Source organism: Variovorax sp. GW458-11-26-14-LB1 (assembly GCF_059423965.1).
In genome coordinates this window covers 83,320-104,717 of sequence record NZ_JBWKYW010000019.1, presented here as the reverse complement: position 1 = coordinate 104,717, position 21,398 = coordinate 83,320, and the positions used below count along the sequence as shown (strand labels likewise).

The following is a 21,398-nucleotide window of genomic DNA, read 5'->3' as shown; positions in this document are numbered from 1 at the left end:
CACCGGTAGCAAAAGCGTAGAGCTCGCGATCGTCAAGCCATGGGGGCGCCAGGACAAACTTCAGAAGCGTTGCGACGACACAAAACCCGAAAAAGGCGCCGACGCCTCCATACACGCGAGCGTCCATGGAGTCCGTGGTTTTTCGATAGGCCTCCGAGTGCCCCAGGGCCTCGTGGATCAACGTAGTGCCGCATCGGATGCAGCGAACGTCTGTCGCTGCGTTGAGATGATTGCAAGTGGGGCATGACATCGTGCTTCGTCCCTCCTAGTTGAACGTCGGCTGCTGCGGCGGCGACGTGATGAAGAACCGGATCGGCACCTCGCGCCACACCACCGTGCCGTCATCCGGCGTCGGCTTGAAGCGCCATGTGCGGACGGTCTCGACGGCCGAGCGGTCCAGCCGTGCGTGGCCGCTCGATTCCTTCACCTCGACGCTCGCCGGCAGGCCGTCCGGCGTGGTGCGCACGCGCAGCAGCACCATGCCTTGCTCCCCGTTCATCCGCGATTCGGCCGGGTAGGGCGCGTTCGGGTTGGGGGGCTGCGGCGACCATTCGCCGGGCGCCGGCGGCGGCGGTGCCGCGCAGGCGGCGAGCAGCGCGGCGGTGGTGGCGACCGCCAGGAGCGCGTATCGGGGAGCGTGGCGTGGTGTCTTCATCGGTGTTCCGCAATCCTTCGCAAGGAGGTCCCGCGCATTGTGACCCGGGCGCGTTCGCCGCCTTCGCGCCCGGTACGTAGTTCCCCTCGCGGCTGCGTCAGATTCCGATCAGCTTGCAAAAAGAGCATCGATCCGTCCGGCGACTCCCTCCGGACGGAGACACGCCCGCACCGGTTGCATCGGTCGCGGGCGCATTCGAATCACAACATTCCGTGAGCGTATGAATGAAAAATAGAAACCTTGTCAGAGGTCTGTTCCTCATGGCGATCGCGCTGGCCTTCGGCCTGACCGCGCTGCGCTATCCCATCGGCGATTTCAGCCGGGCGGGGCCGGGCCTGTTCCCCGTGATGGTGAGCAGCCTGCTGCTGCTGATCGGCGTGGCTACGGTGGTCCGGTCGTTCGTGGTGGCGCCGGTGACGCTGGACCTGAACTTCAAGAACATCGGGCTCATCCTGTCGAGCCTGTGCGGGTTCGCGCTGATCTCGATGTACGTGAACATGATCGCGGGCATCGTCTTCATGGTGTTCTGTTCGGCCTTCGCGGGCAGTTCCAACTCGTGGCTGCGCAACGTGAAGATCTCGGCGGGCCTGATCGCCATGGCGCTGGCGCTGCAGAAGCTGCTCGGCCTGAACCTGCCGCTTTTCTGAGGCCACGACCATGACGGAAGTTCTGAACAACCTGGCGTTCGGTTTCTCGCACGCCCTGACACTGCACAACCTGATGTACTGCGCCATCGGCTGCACGGTGGGCACGCTGGTCGGCCTGCTGCCGGGCCTGGGGCCGCTGGCCACCATCAGCCTGCTGCTGCCGCTGACGTACTCGATTCCCACCACCGGCGCGCTGATCATGCTGGCCGGCATCTACTACGGCGCGCAGTACGGCGACAGCGTGAGCGCGATCACGATGAAGATCCCGCATGCCAGCAGCATCGTGGCCTGCATCGACGGCTACGCGATGACGCTCAAGGGCAAGACGGGCCTGGCGCTGTTCACGGCGGGCTTCTCCAGCTTCATCGGCGGCACGGTCGCGATCCTGGTGCTGTCGTTCCTGGCGCCGACGCTGGGCGAGGTGGCCTTCCTGTTCGGTCCGGCCGACTACGTCGCGATGATGCTGGTGGGCTTCGTGTGCGTGAGCTTCGTGACCACGGGCAGCCTGCTGAACGGGCTGGCGATGTGCATGATCGGCGTGCTGCTGGGCACCATCGGCACCGACGTGAACAGCGGCATGGCGCGCTTCACGATGGACATGCCGTTCCTGACCGACGGCGTGGGCATCGTGAGCATTGCGCTGGGCTGCTTCGGCATCGCCGAGATCACCAAGAACCTCGACTCGCGCGAGGAGCGCTCGCCCTTCAACGGCAAGATCAACCTCATCCCCACCTGGGCGGAGTTCAAGCGGATCATTCCGAGCGCGCTGCGCGGCAGCGTGGTCGGTTCCATCCTGGGCATCCTGCCCGGCGGCGGCCCGACCATTGCGCAGTTCGCGGCGTATGCGCTGGACAAGAAGGTCAGCAAGTACAAGCACGAGATCGGCACCGGTTGCATCGAGGGCGTGGCCGGCCAGGCGGCGGCCGACGAGGCGGCGGCGCGCACGAGCTTCATTCCGCTCATGAGCATCGGCATTCCCGAGAACGCGGTCATGGCGCTGATGCTGGCGGCCTTCATCATCAAGGGCATCCAGCCGGGCCCGAACATGATCGCCAGCCACCCTGAGCTGTTCTGGGGCCTGGTGGCCAGCATGTGGATCGGCAACGTGTTCCTGCTGGTGCTGAACGTGCCGCTGGTGCGCTACTGGCTCTCGGTGTTCAAGATCCCGTACAGCGTGCTGTTCCCGTCGATTTTGTTCTTCTGCTGCATCGGCACCTACAGCGTGAACAACAACCTGCAGGACGTGTTCATCACCGCCGCGTTCGGCTTCATGGGCTACATGTTCATGCGGCTGGAGCTCGACGCCGCGCCGCTCATGCTGGGCTTCATCCTCGGGCCGATGCTCGAGGAGAACTTCCGCCGCGCGATGCTGCTCAGCCGCGGCGGCTTCGGCACCTTCGTGTCGCGGCCCATCAGCGGCACGCTGCTGGGGCTGATCGCGGTCTTCGTGGTGTGGCAGCTGGTGGCGTTCGTGCTGCAGGCGCGCAAGAAGAGCGGGGCGCCGGCGACGGTGGCGCTGGAACCGCAGGAGTAGGTCGACATGCCCGAACAACGCCCGCCCTTCGGCGGGCGTTGTCGTTTCAGCTCGCTTGTGCCACCAGCCGCCCGAGCGTCTGCAGGGCCTGCTCGCTGTGCGCGTCCCACGCGTGGCCGTAGTTCAGCCGCAAGCAGTTCGAGAACGCGCGCGTGGCCGAGAAGATCGGGCCGGGCGCCACGCTGATGCCGCGCTCCAGCGCCAGGCGATGGATCTCCAGCGCATCCACCTGCGGCGGCAGTTCCACCCACAGGAAGTAACCGCCCAGCGGCCGCGTGGCGCGCGTGCCCCCTGGAAAGTAATGCCCCACGGCCTGCGCGAAGCTGGCCTGCTGCAGCGCCAGCGTCTGGCGCAGCTTGCGCAGGTGCTTGTCGAAGCCGCCCTTCTCGAGGTAGTCGGCCAGCGCCAACTGCGCGGGCACCGAGGTGCTGAGCGTGGTCGTGAGCTTCTGGCGCGCCACCTTGCGCGCGAAGCGCCCGGCCGAGGCCCAGCCGATGCGGTAGCCGGGCGCGAGGCTTTTCGAGAATGACGAGCAGTGCAGCACCAGCCCCTGCGTGTCGAAGGCCTTGGCCGGCGGCGGGCGGCGCTCGCCGAAGTAGAGCTCGGCGTACACATCGTCTTCGATGAGCGGCAGTTCGTGCCGCGCGAGCAGTTCGACCAGCGCCTTCTTCTTCGCGTCGGGCATCAGGCTGCCCAGCGGGTTCTGGAAGGTGGTCATGAGCCAGCAGGCGGTCGGCTTGTGTGCGGCGATGGCCTGCGCCAGCGCGTCGAGGTCGATGCCTTCGCCCGGGTGCGTCGGCACCTCGATGGCGCGCAGGCCCATGCGCTCGAGCGCCTGCAGCGCGGCATAGAAGGTGGGCGATTCGACGATCACCGCATCGCCCGGCCGCGTCACGGCCGAGAGGCACAGGTTGAGCGCCTCGAGTGCGCCGTTGGTGACCACGATCTCCTCGGCCGGCACGGGCAGGCCGTCGGCCAGGTAGCGCAGCGCGATCTGCCGGCGCAGGGCCGCGCTGCCGGGCGTGAGGTCGTCCACGGTGCGCCAGGGGTCGAGCGCCTTGGCGCTGGCCGCCATGAACTGGCCCAGCCGCGCCAGCGGAAACAGCAGCGGGCTCGGAAAGGCCGAGCCGAAGGGCACGACCTGGCGCGACATGCTGGCTTCGAGGATGTCGAACACCTGGTCGCTCACCTCGAGCGCGCGCGGGCCTTCGGCGGGGCGCGAGGTGAGGGTGGTCTCGGGCGGCGCGTCGCGCAGGCCGCCGCCGGCCACGTAGTAGCCCGAGCGGTCGCGCGCGCGCACCAGCCCGCGCGCCTCCAGCAGGTAGTAGGCTTGGAACACGGTGGAGGCGCTCACGCCGCGGCTGCTGCCCGTGTGGCGCACGGAGGGCAGGCGGTCGCCGGTCTTGAGGGTGCCGTTGCGGATCGAGGCCTCGATGTCCGAGGCCAGGGCTTCATAACGCTTCATCGGTGGGCCGTTGTCATTCGCGGGGACTCTAATCTGATATGGTGAATCGAGCTGGATCTGCATCTGTTTTTTTTGGCCCGTTTGCGCGACAGTGGACCCATGTTCAATCTGATGCGCGCGGTGCGCGCCGTACTCTGGAGCTTCATCGGGCTGGGCGGCCGCCGGGCCGACGCCGACAAGCGGACCGCCCAGCTGGGCATCCTGCCGCTGATCGGCGTGGGGCTGTGCATGGCCCTGCTGCTGATCGCGGGCCTGCTGGCCCTGGCGCATTTCGCGGCAGGCACGTGATGAAGGCCGTGCTCCATCGGGCAGCGCTGGCCCTGGCGCTGCTGTTGCCGCTTGCCCCGGTTGCGGCGCAGGCCGCCACCACCGTGCCCGACACCATCGAGCAGCGCGTGGCCGCCTGCATCGCCTGCCACGGCCGCGAGGGCGCCACCACCAACGCCGGCTTCTTCCCGCGCCTGGCGGGCAAGCCGGCGGGCTACCTGTTCAACCAGCTCGTGAGTTTTCGCGACGGGCGCCGCTTCAACAGCGACATGACCTACATGGTCCAGCACCTGTCGGACGACTACCTGCGCGAGATGGCCGAGTACTTCGCCAACCTGTCGCTGCCGTACGCGGCGGTCTCGCCGCAGAGCGACGCCTCGCCCGAGCAGCTGCGCCGCGGCCGCCAGCTGGCGCTCGAAGGCGATGCCGCGCGCCAGATCCCGGCCTGCGTGCAGTGCCACGGCGCCGCGCTCACGGGCGTGCAGCCGGCCATTCCGGGCCTGCTGGGCCTGCCGCGGCTGTATGTGTCGTCGCAGTTGGGCGCCTGGCTCACCAAGGAGCGCCATGCGCCCGCGCCTGACTGCATGGCGCAGATCGGCCAGCGCATGACCACCGCCGACATCAACGCCGTGGCCAGCTGGCTGGCCGTGCAGCCGATGCCGGCCGACACCCGCCCGGCGGCCTCGCTGCCCGCGCCGCTGCCCGTGACCTGCGGCGGCATGCCGACCGCAGCGAAACCCTGAGAACCCGATGACCGCGCGACTGAGACATTTCGGCTGGGCCCTGCTGGGCCTGGTCACCCTGGCGGCCGTGCTGGCCGGCGTCGTGCTGGCGCTGAACCTGCGCGGCGAAGACCCGCTGCCCGAGGGCGCCGAAGCCTTCGAGGCCACGCCGCAACTGGTCGAGCGCGGGCGTTACCTCGCGCTGGCAGGCAACTGCGCCGGCTGCCACACCACGCGCGGCGGCCAGCCCTATGCGGGCGGCGTGCCGCTCGAAACGCCGTTCGGCACCATCTACGCGACCAACCTCACGCCCGATGCGACGCACGGCATCGGCGGCTGGAGCAGCGCGCATTTCTGGCGCGCCATGCACAACGGCCGCAGCAAGGACGGGCGCCTGCTGTACCCGGCCTTCCCGTACCCGAACTTCACGCAGGTCACGCGCGAAGACTCCGACGCCCTGTACGCCTACCTGCGCAGCGTGGCGCCGGCCGACACGGAAAACAAGGCGCACCGGCTGCGCTTCCCGTACGACACGCAGGCCGCGCTCGCGGTGTGGCGCGCGCTCTCGTTCAAGCCGCAGCCCTTCGTGGCCAACGCGAACAAGCCGGCCGAGTGGAACCGCGGCGCTTACCTGGTCGGCGGGCTGGGCCATTGCATCGCCTGCCACGGCAGCCGCAACTCGCTGGGCGCGACCGAAACCAAGCTCGGGCTCTCGGGCGGCCTGATCGCGGTGGAGAACTGGTACGCGCCCTCGCTGGCCGATCCGCACGAAGCGGGCGTGGCCGACTGGCCCGCGGCCGATGTCGTGGCGCTGCTCAAGAGCGGCACCGCCCCGCGCGGCTCGGTGATGGGCCCGATGGCCGACGTCGTGTTCCGCAGCACGCAGTACCTGAGCGACGCCGACCTGGGCGCCATGGCCATCTACCTGAAGGACCTGCCCGAGGCCGTGAAGAAGGACGCCCCCGAAGCAACCAAGGCCCCCGCCGCGCCGGTGCGGCGCGACGCTGGCGCGATGGTGCGCGGCGCGAAGATCTACGACCAGCGCTGCGCCTACTGCCACGGCGACCAGGGCCAGGGCGCGGCCGGCGCCTACCCGCCGCTCGCCGGCAACCGCGTGGTGACGATGGCGCGGCCCACCAACCTCATCCAGGTGGTCGCGCACGGCGGCTTCCTGCCCGCGACGGCCGGCAACCCGCGCCCCTACGGCATGCCGCCGTTCGGACACGTGCTCGACGCCACCGAGGTGGCCGAGGTGCTGACCTACATCCGCGGGTCGTGGGGCAACAACGCCGCGCCGGTCACGCAGCTGGACACGATGCGCCGCTGACGCGCAGGGCGCACCGCTTTTTCAGGCGGTGTGCGGATGCCGCGCACTCTCGTACAGCGTGCGCGCCAGGTCGCGGTGCGTGGCCAGCAGCGGCGCCAGCTCGAAGCCCGTGAAGCGTCCGTCGCGGATGCGGACCACGCCGTCGATCACGCTCAGCGCGGCCGCCACCGGCGTGCAGAACACCAGCGCCGCCACCGGGTCGTGCCAGGCGCCCGCGTGGTCTACGCCGCGCATGTCGAAGGCCACGAGGTCGGCCGACATGCCCGGCGCCAGCGCGCCGATGTCGTCGCGCCCGAGCACGCGCGCGCCGCCGAGCGTGGCGATCTCCAGCGCCTCGCGCGCCGTCATGGCGGCGGGGCCGTAGCCCACGCGCTGCAGCAGCATGGCCTGGCGCGCCTCGCCCAGCATGTGCGCGCCGTCGTTCGACGCGCTGCCGTCCACGCCCAGGCCCACGGGCACGCCCGCGCGCCGCATCGCCCCGATGGGCGCGATGCCCGAGGCCAGCCGCATGTTCGAGCACGGGCAGTGCGCCACGCCGGTGCCGGTGCGCCCGAAGAGCGCGATGCCGGCGTCGTCGAGCTTCACGCAGTGCGCGTGCCACACGTCGTGGCCAACCCAGCCCAGGTCTTCGGCGTACTCGGCCGGCGTCATGCCGAACTTCTCGCGCGAGTACGCCACGTCGTTGTCGTTCTCGGCCAGGTGCGTGTGCAGCGACACGCCGCGTTCGCGCGCCAGCTCGGCCGACAGCCGCATCAGGTCGCGCGACACCGAGAACGGTGAGCAGGGCGCCAGCACGATGCGGCGCATCGAATGGCGCGCGGGGTTGTGCCAGCGGTCGATGAGGCGTTCGCTGTCGCGCAGGATCGCGGCCTCGGTCTCCACCACCTCGTCGGGCGGCAGGCCGCCGGCGCTGCGGCCCACGCTCATGCTGCCGCGCGCGGCGTGGAAGCGCATGCCCATGGCGTCGGCCGCCTCGATCGAATCGTCGAGCCGCGACCCGTTGGGAAACAGGTAGAGATGGTCGCTGGTGGTGGTGCAGCCCGAGCGCATGAGCTCGGCCATGGCGGTCTGCGTCGACACGCGGATCATCTCGGGCGTGAGCCGCGCCCACAGCAGGTACAGGTTCGTAAGCCAGCCGAAGAGCTCCGCGTCCTGCGCCTCGGGAACGGCGCGCGTGAGGCTCTGGTACATGTGATGGTGCGTGTTCACGAGGCCTGGCATCACGACATGGCCGTGCATGTCGATGGCCTCGGCCTGGCCGCTGCGCAGCGCGTCGAGGTAGGGCGCCGGCAGCTCGGCCGTGGCGCCCACCCAGGCGACGGCGGGGCCGTTCATCACCACGGCGCCGTCGGCGATCTCGCGCCGCGCGGCGTCCATGGTGACCAGCACGTCGGCGTGGCGGACGATCAGCAGCGGCGGACGCTGCGGTGAAGAGGACGAAGGGTTCTGGAAAGTCATTCGGTACCGTGCGAAGTGCGCGCCGCCATCGCGAAGGAGCGTTCCTTCGACAGCACGCCGTTGTAGAAAAGATTGAGCAGCACCGCGGCCAGCGTGCCCAGCACGATGCCGCTGTGCGTCAGCGGATGGGTCCAGGCGGGGAAGTGTTGGAAGAAGTTGGGCGACAGCGTGGGGATCAATCCGAGCCCGATGGAAATGGCGATCACGTACAGCGCATGGCGGTTGTGCGCATAGTCGATGGCACCCAGGATGCGCACGCCCGTGGCCGCCACCATGCCGAACATCACGATGCCCGCGCCGCCGAGCACGAACTGCGGCACCGAGGCCACGATGTGCGCGATCTTCGGAAAGAGCGCCAGCGCGATCAGCATCAGGCCACCGCCCGCCGCCACGTAGCGCGAGCGCACGCCCGTCACCGTGACCAGCCCCACGTTCTGCGAGAACGAGGTGTAGGGGAAGGTGTTGAACACACCGCCGATGACGGTGCCCAGCCCGTCGGCGCGCAGCCCGCGCGTGAGCGCGTCGGTCGTCACCTTGCGGCCGGTGATCTCGCCCAGCGCGAGGAACATGCCGGTCGATTCGACCAGCGTGATGAGCATCACGATGCACATCGAGGCGATGGCCGTGAGTTCGAAACGCGGCAGGCCGAAGTGGAAGGGCGTGGTCACGGCCATCCAGCTGGCTTCCTCGAGCCCGTCGAAGTGCATGCGCCCGAGCGCCAGCGACAGGCCCACGCCGAACACGATGCCCAGCAGCACGGCGATGTTGGCGATGAGGCCCTTGCCGAAGCGCGTGATCGCGATGATCACCGCCAGCACCGCCGCGGCAATCGCCAGGTTCACCGGTTCGCCGTAGGCCGGGTTGGCCACCGCGTGCGCCACGCCGTCGACCATGCGGGTCGCGCTGGGCTGGCCGCCGGCGGCCCAGTTGATGGCCACGCCCATGAGCGACACGCCGATCAGCGTGATGACCGTGCCCGTGACCAGCGGCGGAAACACGCCCAGCACGCGCCCCATGAGCGGCGCGACCAGCATGCCGAACACGCCCGCCACGATGGTCGCGCCGTAGATCGCGGGCAGCCCGAGCGAGGGGTCCATGCCGATGGCGATCATCGGCCCGACGGCGGCGAAGGTCACGCCCATCATCACCGGCATGCGGATGCCGAAACGCCAGAAGCCGATGGCCTGCACCAGCGTGGCGATGCCGGCGGCGAACAGGTCGGCGTTGATGAGGAAGGCGATGTCGGCCTTCGAGAGGCCGAGCGCGCCGCCCACGATGAGCGGCACGGCCACCGTGCCCGCGTACATCACGAGCACGTGCTGCAGGCTCAATGCGCCGCAGCGGGCGAGCGGAAGCTTCTGGTCGACCCCTTCGCCGTCTCCTGCGGGGGTCTTTTTATCATTCGAGAACATGGGAACCTTTCCTGCCGATGAACCGGCGCGGCAGTCTAGGAGCGATGCCTTTGCACATGCAAAGTCAATAAATGACGCGCCCTGTGCACAAGAAGTGGACGGTCATCCAGGGTGCATGTCAGGGCGCCAGCAGGTCGTCCAGGCAGGCCACGACATGGTTCGCGAACAGCTCCGCCGCGGCGCTCGGCGCCTGCGCGGCGCGGGTCTCGAGCGTGAGCGTCTGGGCGCGCAGCGTGGTGTCGCGCAGCGGCACGAAGACCAGGCTGCCGTCGTTGCGCTCCTCGTCCACGTCCAGGCGGTTGAGCAGCGTGATGCCGCCGCCGTCGCGCACCAGCCGGCGCATCAGCGCGGTGGAGGTGGTCTCGACCACCGGCGACACGCGGATGGCCGAGCGCTCGAACGCGGCGTCGAGGATCGGGCGGATCGACAGCGAAGGCGCGGGCAGGATCAGCGGGTAGCCCACGCACTCGGCCAGCAGCGCGGTCGCATGCGCCGTGAGCGGATGGCCCGGTGGCACCACCGCGCCGATCGGCCACTCGCTGCTGAACAGCGTGCGAAAGCCGGCCGTGCCGGGCACGTCGTAGGCCAGCGCGAGGTCGGCATCGCCTTCGGCCACGCTGCGCAGCACGGCCGCGATGGGCAGGCCCAGCAGCTTCAGCTGGATGCCCGGGTGCGCGGCGCGAAAGCGCTGCACCACGGCCGGCAGGAAGGCGTCGGCCAGGCCGGCCGTGGTGGCCAGCGTGACCTCGCCCTGGCGCAGGCCGCGCACGTCCTCGATGCGCTGGCGCACCAGGTCGAACTCGCGCAGCGTGCCGCGCGCATGCGCCAGCACGATCTCGCCCACGGGCGTGAGCTTGAGCGTGTTGTGGATGCGCTCGAACAGCGGCGCGCCCAGCTCTTCCTCAAGGTTGAGGATCTGGCGGTTGACGGCCGTGGGCACCACGTGCAACTGCTCGGCCGCCTTGCGGATCGAGCCCGCGCGAACCACTTCGACGAAGTACCGGATGACCTTGGCGTGCATGAATTCCCCCGCGCCGCTGGCGGGCGCGGGGGGATCATGCCTACGTCTTCAGAGGTCGGGCAAGCCCATCGCCGGATCGCTGACCGTGTGCTTGCCGGTTTCCACGCGGCCGGCGAAGCGGCGGTAGAAGGCCGGGTCGCTGTCGCAGGTGACGGCGAAGTCGTACCACTGGCCGCTGGCGGCGAGCTCCCAGTGCTGCTCGGCCTCGGTACCGGCGGCCACGGTGGCTGTCCAGGGGCCGTCGTTGCGGTAGGCCTTGGCGTGCATCGTGAACTTGCAGGCGTTCTTGCCGTCGTTGCGCATTTCCAGGTAGACGTTGCCGTTCGTGATGTCGTAGCAGACACGCACCTCGGGCGCGGCCGCGCCGCCGGCGCGCAGGCTGTTCAGGTCGCCCTTGAAGTGGCGGTGGTAGCCGTTGGGGCCGAGCACCCACAGGTCGTAGGCGGTTGCACTGCTGCCTGCGAGGTCCCAGGTGTCGTCCAGCAGCTTGCCCGGCTCGACCATGTAGCGACGCGGCAGGCGATCGAGGTTCTTCTTGTCGTAGACATGGAACACGGCCGCGGCCTTGCCCGTGTTGGAGAACAGCAGCTGGACCTTGCCACCGGCGGCATCGGCGCGCGCGCTCGTGTGCAGCTCATAGGGCAGCGCGCGCGAGGGGCGCGTGCCGGTGGGCTGGCTCGGCAGCTGCGGGTCGATCGGCAGCGGAACCTGCGGCCGCTTCGTCTTGCCGTCGGCCTCGAACTCCTGCGTCTTGCGCAGCGTGTCGGCATCGGTGCGGGTCGTGCGACCCGTCAGCGTCGGCAGCGTCTCGCCGTTGGGCGTGGCGAAGTTGAAGGCGCTCGTCAGGTCGCCGCACACCGCGCGACGGAACGGCGAGATGTGGGGCTCCTTGACGCCGAAGCGTGCCTCGATGAAGCGCAGCACCGAGGTGTGGTCGAACACCTGAGAGTTCACCCAGCCACCGCGGCTCCAGGGCGAGATCACGTACATCGGCACGCGCGGGCCAGGGCCGAACACGCGGCCGTCGGGTGTGGGTTGCGAAGTGCTGCCTTCGGGTGCCGGCTGCGTGAAGTACTCGGCCCTCAGGTCGTCGGCGGCGAGCGTGGTCTTGCCGGCCGGCGTCTTGTCGGCGTTGAGCGAGGGCGCGGACGGCGAAGGCACGTGGTCGAAGTAGCCGTCGTTCTCGTCGAAGTTGACCAGCAGCACGGTCTTGCTCCAGACCTCGGGCACGGCGGTGAGCGCGTCCAGGATCTCTTGCAGGAACCACGCGCCCTGCACGGGGCTCGACGGGCCGGGGTGCTCGCAGTAGATCGACGGTGCGTTGATCCAGCTCACCTGCGGCAGGCGCCCGGCCTTGATGTCGCGCCGGAAGGCGTCCAGGTACTCCTCGGGCTGGGTGCCCGGCAGGGTGTTGGCGATGCCCTTGTACAGCGGGTTGCCCGGGTTATCGCTGACCGGGTCGTAGGCGTGGTAGGGCACCGCCTGGCCGCTGTCGGAGTAGGGCGCGTTGGGGTCGCCGCTGGACACGGGGTAGGCCGACGCGCGGTTGGCGCGCCGGAACTGGCGGAAGGCGCCGAGCATGTTGTCGCCCCACTCGTCGGGCATGTTCTGGTAGCAGATCCAGCTCACGCCGGCATCTTCCAGGCGCTCGGCGTATGTCTTCCACGTGTAGCCGGTGTTCACCGCGGCGGCGCGCCCGTCGAGCCAGTCCCATTCGTTGTTGACGTAGGCCACGCCCTGCGCGGTCGCGCCGTTGGTGCCGGTCAGGTGGAAGGAGCGGTTGGCGTCGGTGCCCGTGTGCATGGCGCAGTGGTAGCTGTCGCACAGCGTGAAGGCGTTGGCCAGCGAGAACTGGAACGGGACTTCGGCCTCCTTGAAGTAGCCCATCGCCGCATTGGTCTTGTAGCGCGGCCATTGCGAGAGGCGGCCACCGTCCCAGGCGTTCTGGCTGTCGACCCACGAGTGCGGCGTGCCGCTCACGCGCTGCGCGTTGCCCTTGCTCTGGTCCAGGTGGTAGGGCATGAGCAGCTTGCCGTTGGCGTCGGCCTGCTGCCACACGCTGCGCCCCCCGGGCAGCGGAATGCCGAAGCGGTCGCCGAAACCGCGCACGCCCTTGAGCATGCCGAAGTAGTGGTCGAACGACCGGTTCTCCTGCATCAGGATGACGATGTGCTCGACGTCCTTGATCGTGCCGGTCTTGTTGTGGGCCGGAATGGCCAGCGCACGGCGGATGCTCGGCGGAAAGGCCGAGAGCGCGAGCGCGGCGGCACCGGTGGTGGCAGTGCCGGTGAGAAAGTTGCGACGGGAGGTCATGGTGTGCGTCAGAGGTCGCCCATGCCCATGGCCGGGTCGCTCACCGTGTGCTTGCCGGTTTCCACGCGACCGGCGAAGCGGCGGTAGAAGCTCGGGTCGGCATCGCAGGTGACGGCGAAGTCGTACCACTGGCCGCTGGCGGCCAGCTCCCAGTGCTGCTCGGCCTTGGCGCCGGCGGCGACGGTGGCCGTCCATGGGCCGTCGTCGCGGTAGGCCTTGGCGCGCACCGTGAACTTGCAGGGCGTCTGGCCGCCGTTGAGCATCTGCAGGTAGACATTGCCGTTGGCGATGTCGTAGCACACGCGCACCTCGGGGTTCTTCGGCGCGCTGCCCTGGCGCAGGTTGTTCAGGTCGCCCTTGAAATGGCGGTGGTAGCCGTTGGGGCCGAGCACCCACAGGTCGTAAGCACCCATGTTGTCGGTGGCCACGGTCCATGCGTCGTCGAGCGTCTTGCCCGGCTCGACCATGTAGCGGCGCGGCAGGCGATCGAGGTTGAGCTTGTCGTACACATGGAACACGGCGGCGGCCTTGCCGGTGTTGGAGAACAGCAGCTGGACCTTGCCGGTCACCGTGTCGGCGCGCGCGCTCGTGTGTAGCTCGTACGGCAGTGCGCGCGAAGGGCGCGTGCCGGTGGCCTGGCGCGGCAGCTGCGGATCGAGCGGCAGCGGCACCTGGGCCAGCGCCTGCTGGTCGGCGCGCAGCTTGTCGGCGTTGGCCTTGGTGGTGCGTCCTGCCAGCGTCGGCAGCGTCTCGCTGTTCGGCGTGGCGAAGTTGAAGGCGCTCGTGAGGTCGCCGCACACCGCGCGGCGAAACGGCGAGATGTTGGGCTCCTTGACGCCGAAACGCGCCTCGATGAAGCGGATCACCGAGGTGTGGTCGAAAGCCTGCGAGTTCACCCAGCCGCCGCGGCTCCAGGGCGACACCACGTACATCGGCACGCGCACGCCGGGGCCGTACACACGGCCGTCGGGCGCGGGCTGGCTGCTGGTGCCGGGCGGGCTCGGGTGCGTGAAGCGCTCGACCGCGAGGTCGGCCTCGGGCAGCGTGGTCTTGCCGGCCATCGAGCCGTCGGCGTTGAGCGAAGGCGCGGCCGGCGAGGGGTAGTGGTCGAAGTAGCCGTCGTTCTCGTCGAAGTTGATGAGCAGCACGGTCTTGCTCCACACCTCGGGCACGGCGGTGAGCGCATCGAGCGTTTCCTGGATGTACCAGCCGCCCTGCACCGGGCTCGACGGACCGGGGTGCTCGGAGTAGGTGGCGGGTGCCACGATCCACGACACCTGGGGCAGCTTTCCGTTCTTGATGTCCTGGCGGAATTGCTCGAGGAAGCCGCCGTCGGGCATGGTGTTGGCGATGCCCTTGTACAGCGGGTTGCCGGCATCGTCGCTCGCCGGGTCGTAGGCCGGCGAAACGCCGCCGTTGCTCACCGGCTTGCCCGAGGCCTCGTTCGCCTTGCGGTACTGCTTGAAGCCCGCGAGCGGGTTGTCGCCGTAGTTCTCGGGCATGTTCTGGTAGGTGATCCAGCTCACCTTGGCTTCCTGCAGCCGCTCGGGGTACGTCTTCCATTCGTAGCCGAGGGTGGAGGGGCCGATCTCGTCCCACTCGTTGTTCACGGTGGCCACGCCTGCGCCGGTCGGGCCGTTGGTGCCGGTCCAGTGGAACATGCGGTTCGAGTTGGTGCCCGTGTGCATGCTGCAGTGGTAGTCGTCGCACAGCGTGAAGGCATTGGCCAGCGCGAACTGCAGCGGCAGCTCGGCTTCCTTGAAATAGCCCATCGAGACGTTGTTCTTGTAGCGCGGCCACTGGTAGGTGCGTCCGCCGTCCCAGGCGTTCTGGCCGTCGATCCACGAGTGCGGCGTGCCGCTCACGCGCTGCGCGTTCCCCTTGCGGCTGTCCAGGTGGTAGGGCAGCACGGGCTTGCCGGTGGCATCGCTCTGCTGCCAGACGTTCAGGCCCTTGGGCAGCGGAATGGTGAAGCGGTCACCGAAGCCGCGCACGCCCATGAGCGTGCCGAAGTAGTGGTCGAACGAGCGGTTCTCCTGCATCAGGATGACGATGTGCTCGACGTCCTTGATGGTGCCGGTCTTGTTGTTGGCCGGAATGGCGAGCGCACGGCGGATGGCCGGCGGAAAGGCCGAGAGTGCGAGCGCGGCGGCACCGGTGGTGGCGGTGCTGGTGAGGAAGTTGCGACGGGAATTCATGGGGGTGTCGTGTTTGCCGGACATGGGTGTGGGTCTTCCTTCGGGTCGCGTCAGGGCGCGCAGCGCATCTCGGGCTTGACGCTGGTGTCGGGCGGGGGCGTGGTGCCCGTGGGCGGCACGATGATCGGGGCGCTGCCGCCGCCATCGCTGCCGCCGCAGGCGGACAGGACGCAGGCCAGCATCAATGCAACGGCGAGCCGTGCGGGCGTGGGCAGGAGGGAGAGAGTGCGCATGGTGAGGTCCTCTGGAATCGTCGTTGTGGAGAAGAAGGTCATGGGGCAAGGGTGGACAGCGGCTGTCCGGACTTGAAGAGGCTGGCCAGCTCGTCGCTGGTGAGCGCGCGGTTCCAGACAGCGAAGTCGTTGAAGTCCATCGCGCCGCGCGGCGAGCTGCTCTCGCGCTGGTAGTACTGGCCGGTGCCGTCCTCGTTCAAGCCGAGGCCGTTGCCCAGGCCGCCGAGCTTGGCCACGAGGTCGGAGGTGATCGCCACGCTCTTCGTCTGCGTGGCCCGGGCCGGATCGAACACGTAGCCGGTCATCTGCAGAGCGGCCTTGTCGATCACCACCGCCACATAGGCCCACTGGCCGGCGCTCAGGCTGTAGCCGTTGCTGTCGGCGCGCGCGCTGCCGGTGCCCACGTTGAAGCGGATCTCGCAGCTGCTGAACAGGCCGATGGCCAGGCCCGCGTTGCCGCCGCTGGTGTAGTTCTTGTTGGCGATCACGGTGCCGCCGTTGCTCACGCCCTGGCTGCAGGTGTCGTCGGTGCGCATCCAGAAGCCGATGGTGAACGCGGTGACGCCCGCGTCGGTGGTCACGTCGCGGGTCTGTACGAGGCGGTGGCCGGCCGTGCCGGCGGCGTTCTTCACCCGCGCGTCGACGCGCAGTGCCTTGGCCTTGTACAGGGCCTTGAAGCCGTCATCGACCAGCGTGCCGCCGTTGGCATCGGCGGCCCACGGTGCGAGCGTGGACGCGCCCTTGACGTCCACCGCCGGCAGGACGTCGAGCGGGTAGTAGGCGGCGAGGCCGTTCAGCAGCGTTGGTGCCAGCGTGGCCGGCTTCAGGTAGGCGGCCTGCGCGGTGAGCGCGGTGACGGCTTCACCCGCGGCGATCGTGTACTGGTAGGTGTAGACGCCGTCGCTCGCGGCCGTGACGGGGTCGTTGTACGCGGTGCTGCCGGCCGGCAGCGTGGCCACCAGCTTGCCGTCGCGCATCACCTTCACGGGGGCGCTCTTGTCGCCCGTGAGCGTCCACGACAGGTCCACGCTCGTCTTGTCGGCGCCGGTGCGGGCCGTGAGGTCGCGCAGCAGCGACGCCGCTTGCAGCGGCTGGCCGTTCAGGCCGTAGGCCTCGGCCGCCGGCATTGCGCCGAGGTGGCGCAGCACGGTGGGCGTGATGTCGGTCGCGGCGGCCAGCTGCTGCAGCGAGGCATCGGTGGGCGCGTCGGCGCCCACGCCCGGCAAAGCCGCGAGTGTCTTGTTGCTGGCGATGAAGATGGTCTTGCCCTCGGCGTTCTGCAGGCCGGTGGTGGTGCCGAAGGTGTCGATGCCGTGGCCGGAGGTCACGATCACGAGCCAGTCTTCCTTGGCGTCGTTGGCGGTGCGCTGCGCGATGCGCGCCAGCAGCCGGCCCACGGCCGCCGAGGTGTCGGCGACCGCGCGCCGGTAGGGCTCGTTCTTCAGGCCGCTGTTGGCCACGGCCGCCGTCGCGGGGGCGCCGTACTGGGCCACCAGCAGGTCATAGCCCGCGCCGATGAGCTGTGTGGTGCGCTCGGTCACACAGGCGTCGGCGCCTGCGCAGTCGACTGCGGTGTCCACCGTGCCCGTTTCGCCCGCCATCAGGCCGGGGTAGCGCGTGTTCGCGGTGACCGCGGCTGTCTTGTAGCCGGCCTCCTTGCGCAGGCGTGCCAACGCGAAGACCGAAGGTGCGAGCTGCGCGTCGATGCGCTGGTCGGCGGTGTCCCAGCGCACGCCGTGGCGCGACACCCAGGTGCCTGTGACCAGCGAGGCCCAGCCGGGGCCGTCGGTGGTGCGTTGCTCGGTCGGTGTGCCGTTCGTGCCACCGGTCCAGGCCGGGGCGAGGCGCAGGGCCTGCAGGGCCGGGGCCTTGTTCTGCGCGATGGCTTCGCGCAAGGCCGCATGCGTGAGCCCGTCGATCTCGACGATCAGCGCCTTGGGGCCGCTCTTGCCTTCGTTGGGCGTGCTGCTCGGGGGCGGCGTCGGGGTGCCGCTGATGGGGGGAAAGGCAACGCCACCGCCGCCTCCACCGCCGCAGGCCGCGAGCGCGGTGGAAATCGCAAGGGGCAACAGCCAGCGCGTGAGAGGCGCGGCGTGCGTGAGGGAGTTCGGACGCATCGGAAAAGCCGTTCGGTTCTTGTTGTCTGTCGAGGGAGGTGAAAGGCCGGCGCGAAAAAAAAGTGCCACGAAGGCACTGCGCACCGGACAGGCGACAAGACTAGGGAGAACCCGTTACTCGGCAGTGAACGAGCGATGACAGTGGGACGAAACGCGTGTGACAACGCGCTGGTCTTTGAGATGACGAGAGAAGGGCTGGGGCGCGTGCCCAGGCCACCGGGTACTTCCCTCCGCGAATGTCCCCCGGCCTGCGGCCTCCTCCTTGATTTCGCTGCGGGAAGCACCCAGTGCCCTGGGCACGGGAAGCAGCGCGGGTGTGCGGCCGATCAGCGACCGCACTGCCCATCGATCACGTCGATGGGGTGCCTTGCGCAGCGAAATCAAGGAGGAGGGCGAAGCCCGGGGGACATTCGCGGAGCAAGGTGCCCCGTCGGCGGGATCGCGCCCTGAACGGCGTCAGGGCTCGTTGCTGATGCCGCTCGATACATGCCCCGCAGGCACATGCCGCGAGGCCGCATCGACGTGGCCGGTCTGGTCGTCGAAGAAGAAGTCGGGCTCGAATTCGCGCAGGAACTCGCCCTTGGGCAGGCCGCCCAGGAACATCGCTTCGTCGACGCGGATGTTCCATTTCATGAGCGTGCGGATCGCGCGCTCGTGCGCCGGTGCGCTGCGTGCCGTGACCAGTGCGGTGCGGATGCGCATCTGCGCATTGCCCGCCATCTGCAGGCGGTGCAAGGCCATCAGCAGCGGCTTGAACGGGCCTTCGGGCAGGGGCAGGTCGGCCTTGCTGAGTTCGTGCGCCTGGAAGGCGTCGAGGCCCTCGGCCTGGAACACGCGCTCGGCTTCGTCGCTGAACAGCACGGCATCACCGTCGAAGGCGATGCGCACTTCGTTCGGCCAGGCATCGCTGGCCTTCACCGATTCGACCAGCACGCGTGCGGCGGGAAAGCCCGCGGCGAGTGCCTCGCGCACGTCTTGCGCGTTGACCGACAGGAACAGGTGCGCGCGCAGCGGGCGCAGGTAGCCGAAAGGCGGGCGGCCCTGCGTGAACACGCCGCGCTGCAGCTTGATGTCGGCCGCGGCGCTCGACTTGAAGATGCGCATGCCCGACACCGGATCGTTGCGCGAAAGAATGACCACCTCGACGCGCTGCACGCCGTCTTCGTTGAAGCGCAGCAGCTTGCGGATCAGCGACGACGCGATGCCGGGGGCGGCCGGCTCATCGATGCGGTCGAGCTGCAGCTTCATGTAGCCCTCGTTGTCGCCGGCCTCGAAGATCTTGTTTTCTTCTTCGAGGTTGAACAGGGCCCGCGAGGAGATCGCGACCACGAGTTTGTCTTCGAGCGTTACGGGCATGTGAGGGGCTCCCCGTCCGTCGTCACTTGACGAACTGATTGAGCTGGATGATAGGCAGCATGACGGCCAGCACGATGAGCATCACCACGCCGCCCATGGCGACGATGAGCAGCGGCTCCAGGATGGTGGCCAGGTGCATGGCGCGGCGCTGCACTTCGGCGCCAAGCTGGTTGGCGGCGCGCTGCAGCATCACGGGCAGCGTGCCGGTCTGTTCGCCCAGGCGCGCGAACATTGACACCAGCCCCGGGAAGCGCTTCTTCTGCGCCAGCGCGGAGGCCAGCGGCGCGCCTTCGCGCACCAGCACCAGCGCGTCGAGCGCGTCGGCGCGCATGGCGCGGTTGCCCAGCGTTTCGGAGGCGGCCTGCAGCGCGCGCAGGATCGGCACGCCGGCCGTGGCCAGCATGGCGAGCGTGCTGGCGAAGCGCGCCGCGTTGTAGCCGCGCGCGAGCTTGCCGACCAGCGGCAGCTTGAGCCAGGCGGCGTCGAACTTGAGGCGGAAGGCCTCCTGCGCCAGCGCGATGCGCGCACCGATGGCGGCGATCACCACGGCGCCCAGCATCCACCAACCGTAGTTGCGAACGGCCGCGCTCAGCGACAGCATCACGGTGGTGAGGAAGGGCAGCGAGCGTTTGGTGCCTGCGAACACCTGCGCCACCTGCGGTACCACGTAGCTCACGAGGAAGATCACGATCACGATCGCCACCAGCGTGACGATGGCCGGGTACAGCGCGGCGCCGATCAGCTTCTGCTGCAGCACCTGGCGCTCTTCGAGGTCGTCGGCCAGGCGTTCGAGCACCAGCCCGAGGTTGCCGCTTTGCTCGCCGGCGCCGATCACGGCGGTGTAGATGGGCGAGAACTCGCGCGGGTGCGCCGACAGCGCACGCGCAAAGGGCGAGCCCGCGTTGACCTCGGCGCGTAGCGAGGCGACGAGGTTGCGCTGCGGTTCCGATTCGGCTTCGTCGGTGAGCGCCGTGAGTGCGCGTTCCAGCGGCAGGCCGGCCGAGATGAGGCCGGCGAGCTGGCGCGTCCACACGGCGAGGTTCGTCGAGTTGAAGACGCGCTTGCCGCCGCCGAGCCAGCGCGTGAGCGTGCTGCCGGCGCTGCCGCCACCGCCGGCCGCATCGCCGCCGCCGACCGGCTTGACCGACAGCGGAATGAGCGCCTGTGCCCGCAGCAGGCCGCGCGCGGCGCGCGCGGTGTCGGCCTCGAGCACGCCCTCACGCGACTGGCCGCTGGCATCGATGGCTTCGAAGGAATAGGCGGGCATCGCGGGTCGCTACTCGCGGGTGACGCGCAGCAGTTCGGCGCGCGAGGTGATGCCGGCCTGCACCAGCCGTTCGCCGTCTTCGCGCATGGAGCGCAGGCCGCCGCGCGCGCCGGCTTCGAACAGCGCGCTTTCTGCGGCCTTGCCGTGGATGAGTGCCTGCACCTCGTCGTCGGCCACGAGCAGCTCGAAGATGCCGGTGCGGCCCTGGTAGCCGGTCTGGCCGCAGGCCTCGCAGCCCGCGCCGCCGCAGGCCGTGCAGACCTTGCGCACGAGGCGCTGGGCCAGCACGCCGAGCAGCGACGAACTCAGCAGGAAGGGCTCCACGCCCATGTCGGTCAGGCGCGTGACGGCACTCACCGAGTCGTTGGTGTGCAGCGTGGCCAGCACGAGGTGGCCGGTGAGCGAGGCCTGGATGGCGATCTGCGCGGTTTCGAAGTCGCGGATTTCGCCGATCATGATCACGTCGGGGTCTTGCCGCAGGATGGCGCGCAGGGCCTTGGCGAAGGTGAGTTCGATCTTGGCGTTGATCTGCGTCTGGCCCACGCCCGGCAGCTCGTACTCGATCGGGTCTTCCACCGTCATGATGTTGCTGCGGCTCGCATCGAGCCGGGCCAGCGCGGCGTACAGCGTGGTGGTCTTGCCCGAGCCGGTGGGGCCGGTCACGAGGATGATGCCGTGCGGCTGCGCAATGAGCTTTTCGAAGCGCGCCAGCGAGTCGCCCTGCATGCCGACCGATTCGAGCGTGAGCTTCGATTCGCTCTTGTCCAAAAGGCGCAGCACGGCGCGTTCGCCATGCGCGCTGGGCAGTGTCGACACCCGCACGTCGACCGCGCGCGTGCCGATGCGCAGGCTGATGCGCCCGTCCTGCGGCAGCCGCTTCTCGGAGATGTCGAGGTCGGCCATGATCTTCAGGCGCGAGATCAGCGCGGCGTGCAGCGCACGGTTGGGCTGCACCACTTCGCGCAAGGTGCCGTCGATGCGAAAGCGCACGGACGAGGTGCGCTCGTAGGGCTCGATGTGGATGTCGCTGGCGCCGTCGCGCGCGGCCTGCGTGAGCAGCGCGTTGAGCATGCGGATGATGGGCGCGTCGCCGGCGCTGGCCAGCAGGTCTTCGACCGCCGGCAGCTCCTGCATCATGCGCGAGAGGTCGGCGTCGTTCTGCACTTCGCTGACCACCGCGGCGGCGCTCGATTCGCCCTGCGCGTAGGCGGCGCTGATGCGCTGCGCGAGCGGGCCGTCGTCGAGCACCTCGAAGGCCTGCACGCCGTACTTGCGGGTCACTTCACCGACCGCGCTGCGCGCCGGATGGGAAGACATCCACAGCGTGTGGCGGCCGTCGTCCGTGGCTTCGAGCAGCAGTTGCTGGCTGCGTGCGAACGCGTAGGGCAGGGGATAGCGCATGGGGG

General features: G+C 69.3%; 17 protein-coding genes. 5 read left to right on the top strand and 12 right to left on the bottom strand.

Annotation, left to right across the window (positions count from 1 at the left end; genetic code table 11):
* Nucleotides 1-265: 265 nt before the first annotated feature.
* Complete coding sequence (locus AC07YS_RS15095; RefSeq protein WP_495269851.1) at nt 266-655, bottom strand: energy transducer TonB; 390 nt, start codon at nt 653-655, stop codon at nt 266-268.
* Between the two features lie 224 nt (nt 656-879).
* Here AC07YS_RS15095 and AC07YS_RS15090 point away from each other — a divergent pair, with 224 nt between their 5' ends.
* The gene (locus AC07YS_RS15090; protein ID WP_354345540.1) at nt 880-1,302 is read left to right on the top strand and encodes a tripartite tricarboxylate transporter TctB family protein; all 423 of its coding nucleotides are present in this window, start codon (nt 880-882) and stop codon (nt 1,300-1,302) included.
* 10 nt (nt 1,303-1,312) lie between these two features.
* Complete coding sequence (locus tag AC07YS_RS15085; RefSeq protein ID WP_495269850.1) at nt 1,313-2,836, top strand: tripartite tricarboxylate transporter permease; 1,524 nt, start codon at nt 1,313-1,315, stop codon at nt 2,834-2,836.
* Nucleotides 2,837-2,882: 46 nt separating this feature from the next.
* On the opposite strand, the gene AC07YS_RS15080 is transcribed toward AC07YS_RS15085, so the two are convergent.
* A complete protein-coding gene (locus AC07YS_RS15080) occupies nt 2,883-4,301 on the bottom strand; it encodes an aminotransferase-like domain-containing protein (protein ID WP_495269849.1) in 1,419 nt (472 codons plus the stop codon).
* A 99-nt stretch (nt 4,302-4,400) separates the two neighbouring features.
* Between AC07YS_RS15080 and AC07YS_RS15075 the strand changes: the two genes are divergently transcribed.
* The 3 genes from AC07YS_RS15075 to AC07YS_RS15065 are packed head-to-tail and all read left to right on the top strand — an operon-like array spanning nt 4,401 to nt 6,617.
* Nucleotides 4,401-4,589 (top strand): DUF2970 domain-containing protein, encoded by a 189-nt coding sequence (locus tag AC07YS_RS15075; protein ID WP_056573062.1) that lies wholly within the window; start codon nt 4,401-4,403, stop codon nt 4,587-4,589.
* Nucleotides 4,589-5,311: a c-type cytochrome gene (locus tag AC07YS_RS15070; protein ID WP_495269848.1), complete on the top strand. Its 723-nt coding sequence runs from the start codon at nt 4,589-4,591 to the stop codon at nt 5,309-5,311. The genes AC07YS_RS15075 and AC07YS_RS15070 overlap by 1 nt, the downstream gene beginning before the upstream one ends.
* A 7-nt stretch (nt 5,312-5,318) precedes the next feature.
* Nucleotides 5,319-6,617, top strand: a complete 1,299-nt coding sequence (locus AC07YS_RS15065) for a c-type cytochrome (protein WP_495269847.1) — start codon at nt 5,319-5,321, stop codon at nt 6,615-6,617.
* Between the two features lie 21 nt (nt 6,618-6,638).
* Here AC07YS_RS15065 and AC07YS_RS15060 read toward each other — a convergent pair whose 3' ends face one another.
* The 10 genes from AC07YS_RS15060 to AC07YS_RS15015 form a co-directional block, all read right to left on the bottom strand.
* The gene (locus tag AC07YS_RS15060; RefSeq protein WP_495269846.1) at nt 6,639-8,075 is read right to left on the bottom strand and encodes an 8-oxoguanine deaminase; all 1,437 of its coding nucleotides are present in this window, start codon (nt 8,073-8,075) and stop codon (nt 6,639-6,641) included.
* The gene (locus AC07YS_RS15055) at nt 8,072-9,487 is read right to left on the bottom strand and encodes a nucleobase:cation symporter-2 family protein (protein ID WP_495269845.1); all 1,416 of its coding nucleotides are present in this window, start codon (nt 9,485-9,487) and stop codon (nt 8,072-8,074) included. Before AC07YS_RS15055 ends, AC07YS_RS15060 begins: the two co-directional genes overlap by 4 nt.
* Before the next feature lie 118 nt (nt 9,488-9,605).
* Complete coding sequence (locus AC07YS_RS15050; protein WP_095948271.1) at nt 9,606-10,508, bottom strand: LysR substrate-binding domain-containing protein; 903 nt, start codon at nt 10,506-10,508, stop codon at nt 9,606-9,608.
* 48 nt (nt 10,509-10,556) lie between these two features.
* Complete coding sequence (locus AC07YS_RS15045) at nt 10,557-12,821, bottom strand: phosphocholine-specific phospholipase C (protein WP_495269844.1); 2,265 nt, start codon at nt 12,819-12,821, stop codon at nt 10,557-10,559.
* A gap of 8 nt (nt 12,822-12,829) precedes the next feature.
* Nucleotides 12,830-15,019 (bottom strand): phosphocholine-specific phospholipase C, encoded by a 2,190-nt coding sequence (locus tag AC07YS_RS15040; protein WP_495269843.1) that lies wholly within the window; start codon nt 15,017-15,019, stop codon nt 12,830-12,832.
* Nucleotides 15,020-15,069: 50 nt separating this feature from the next.
* Complete coding sequence (locus tag AC07YS_RS15035; protein ID WP_062472685.1) at nt 15,070-15,252, bottom strand: hypothetical protein; 183 nt, start codon at nt 15,250-15,252, stop codon at nt 15,070-15,072.
* Between the two features lie 38 nt (nt 15,253-15,290).
* Nucleotides 15,291-17,369 carry a LamG-like jellyroll fold domain-containing protein gene (locus AC07YS_RS15030; protein ID WP_495269842.1) on the bottom strand — a complete coding sequence of 693 codons (2,079 nt, stop codon included), beginning with the start codon at nt 17,367-17,369 and terminating at the stop codon, nt 15,291-15,293.
* Nucleotides 17,370-17,825: 456 nt separating this feature from the next.
* Complete coding sequence (locus AC07YS_RS15025) at nt 17,826-18,725, bottom strand: 5'-nucleotidase (protein ID WP_070060017.1); 900 nt, start codon at nt 18,723-18,725, stop codon at nt 17,826-17,828.
* A gap of 22 nt (nt 18,726-18,747) precedes the next feature.
* Complete coding sequence (gspF, locus tag AC07YS_RS15020) at nt 18,748-19,992, bottom strand: type II secretion system inner membrane protein GspF (RefSeq protein WP_159278472.1); 1,245 nt, start codon at nt 19,990-19,992, stop codon at nt 18,748-18,750.
* A gap of 9 nt (nt 19,993-20,001) precedes the next feature.
* Nucleotides 20,002-21,393, bottom strand: coding sequence for a GspE/PulE family protein (locus tag AC07YS_RS15015; protein WP_062472610.1), 1,392 nt, complete (start codon nt 21,391-21,393; stop codon nt 20,002-20,004).
* Nucleotides 21,394-21,398: the final 5 nt, after the last annotated feature.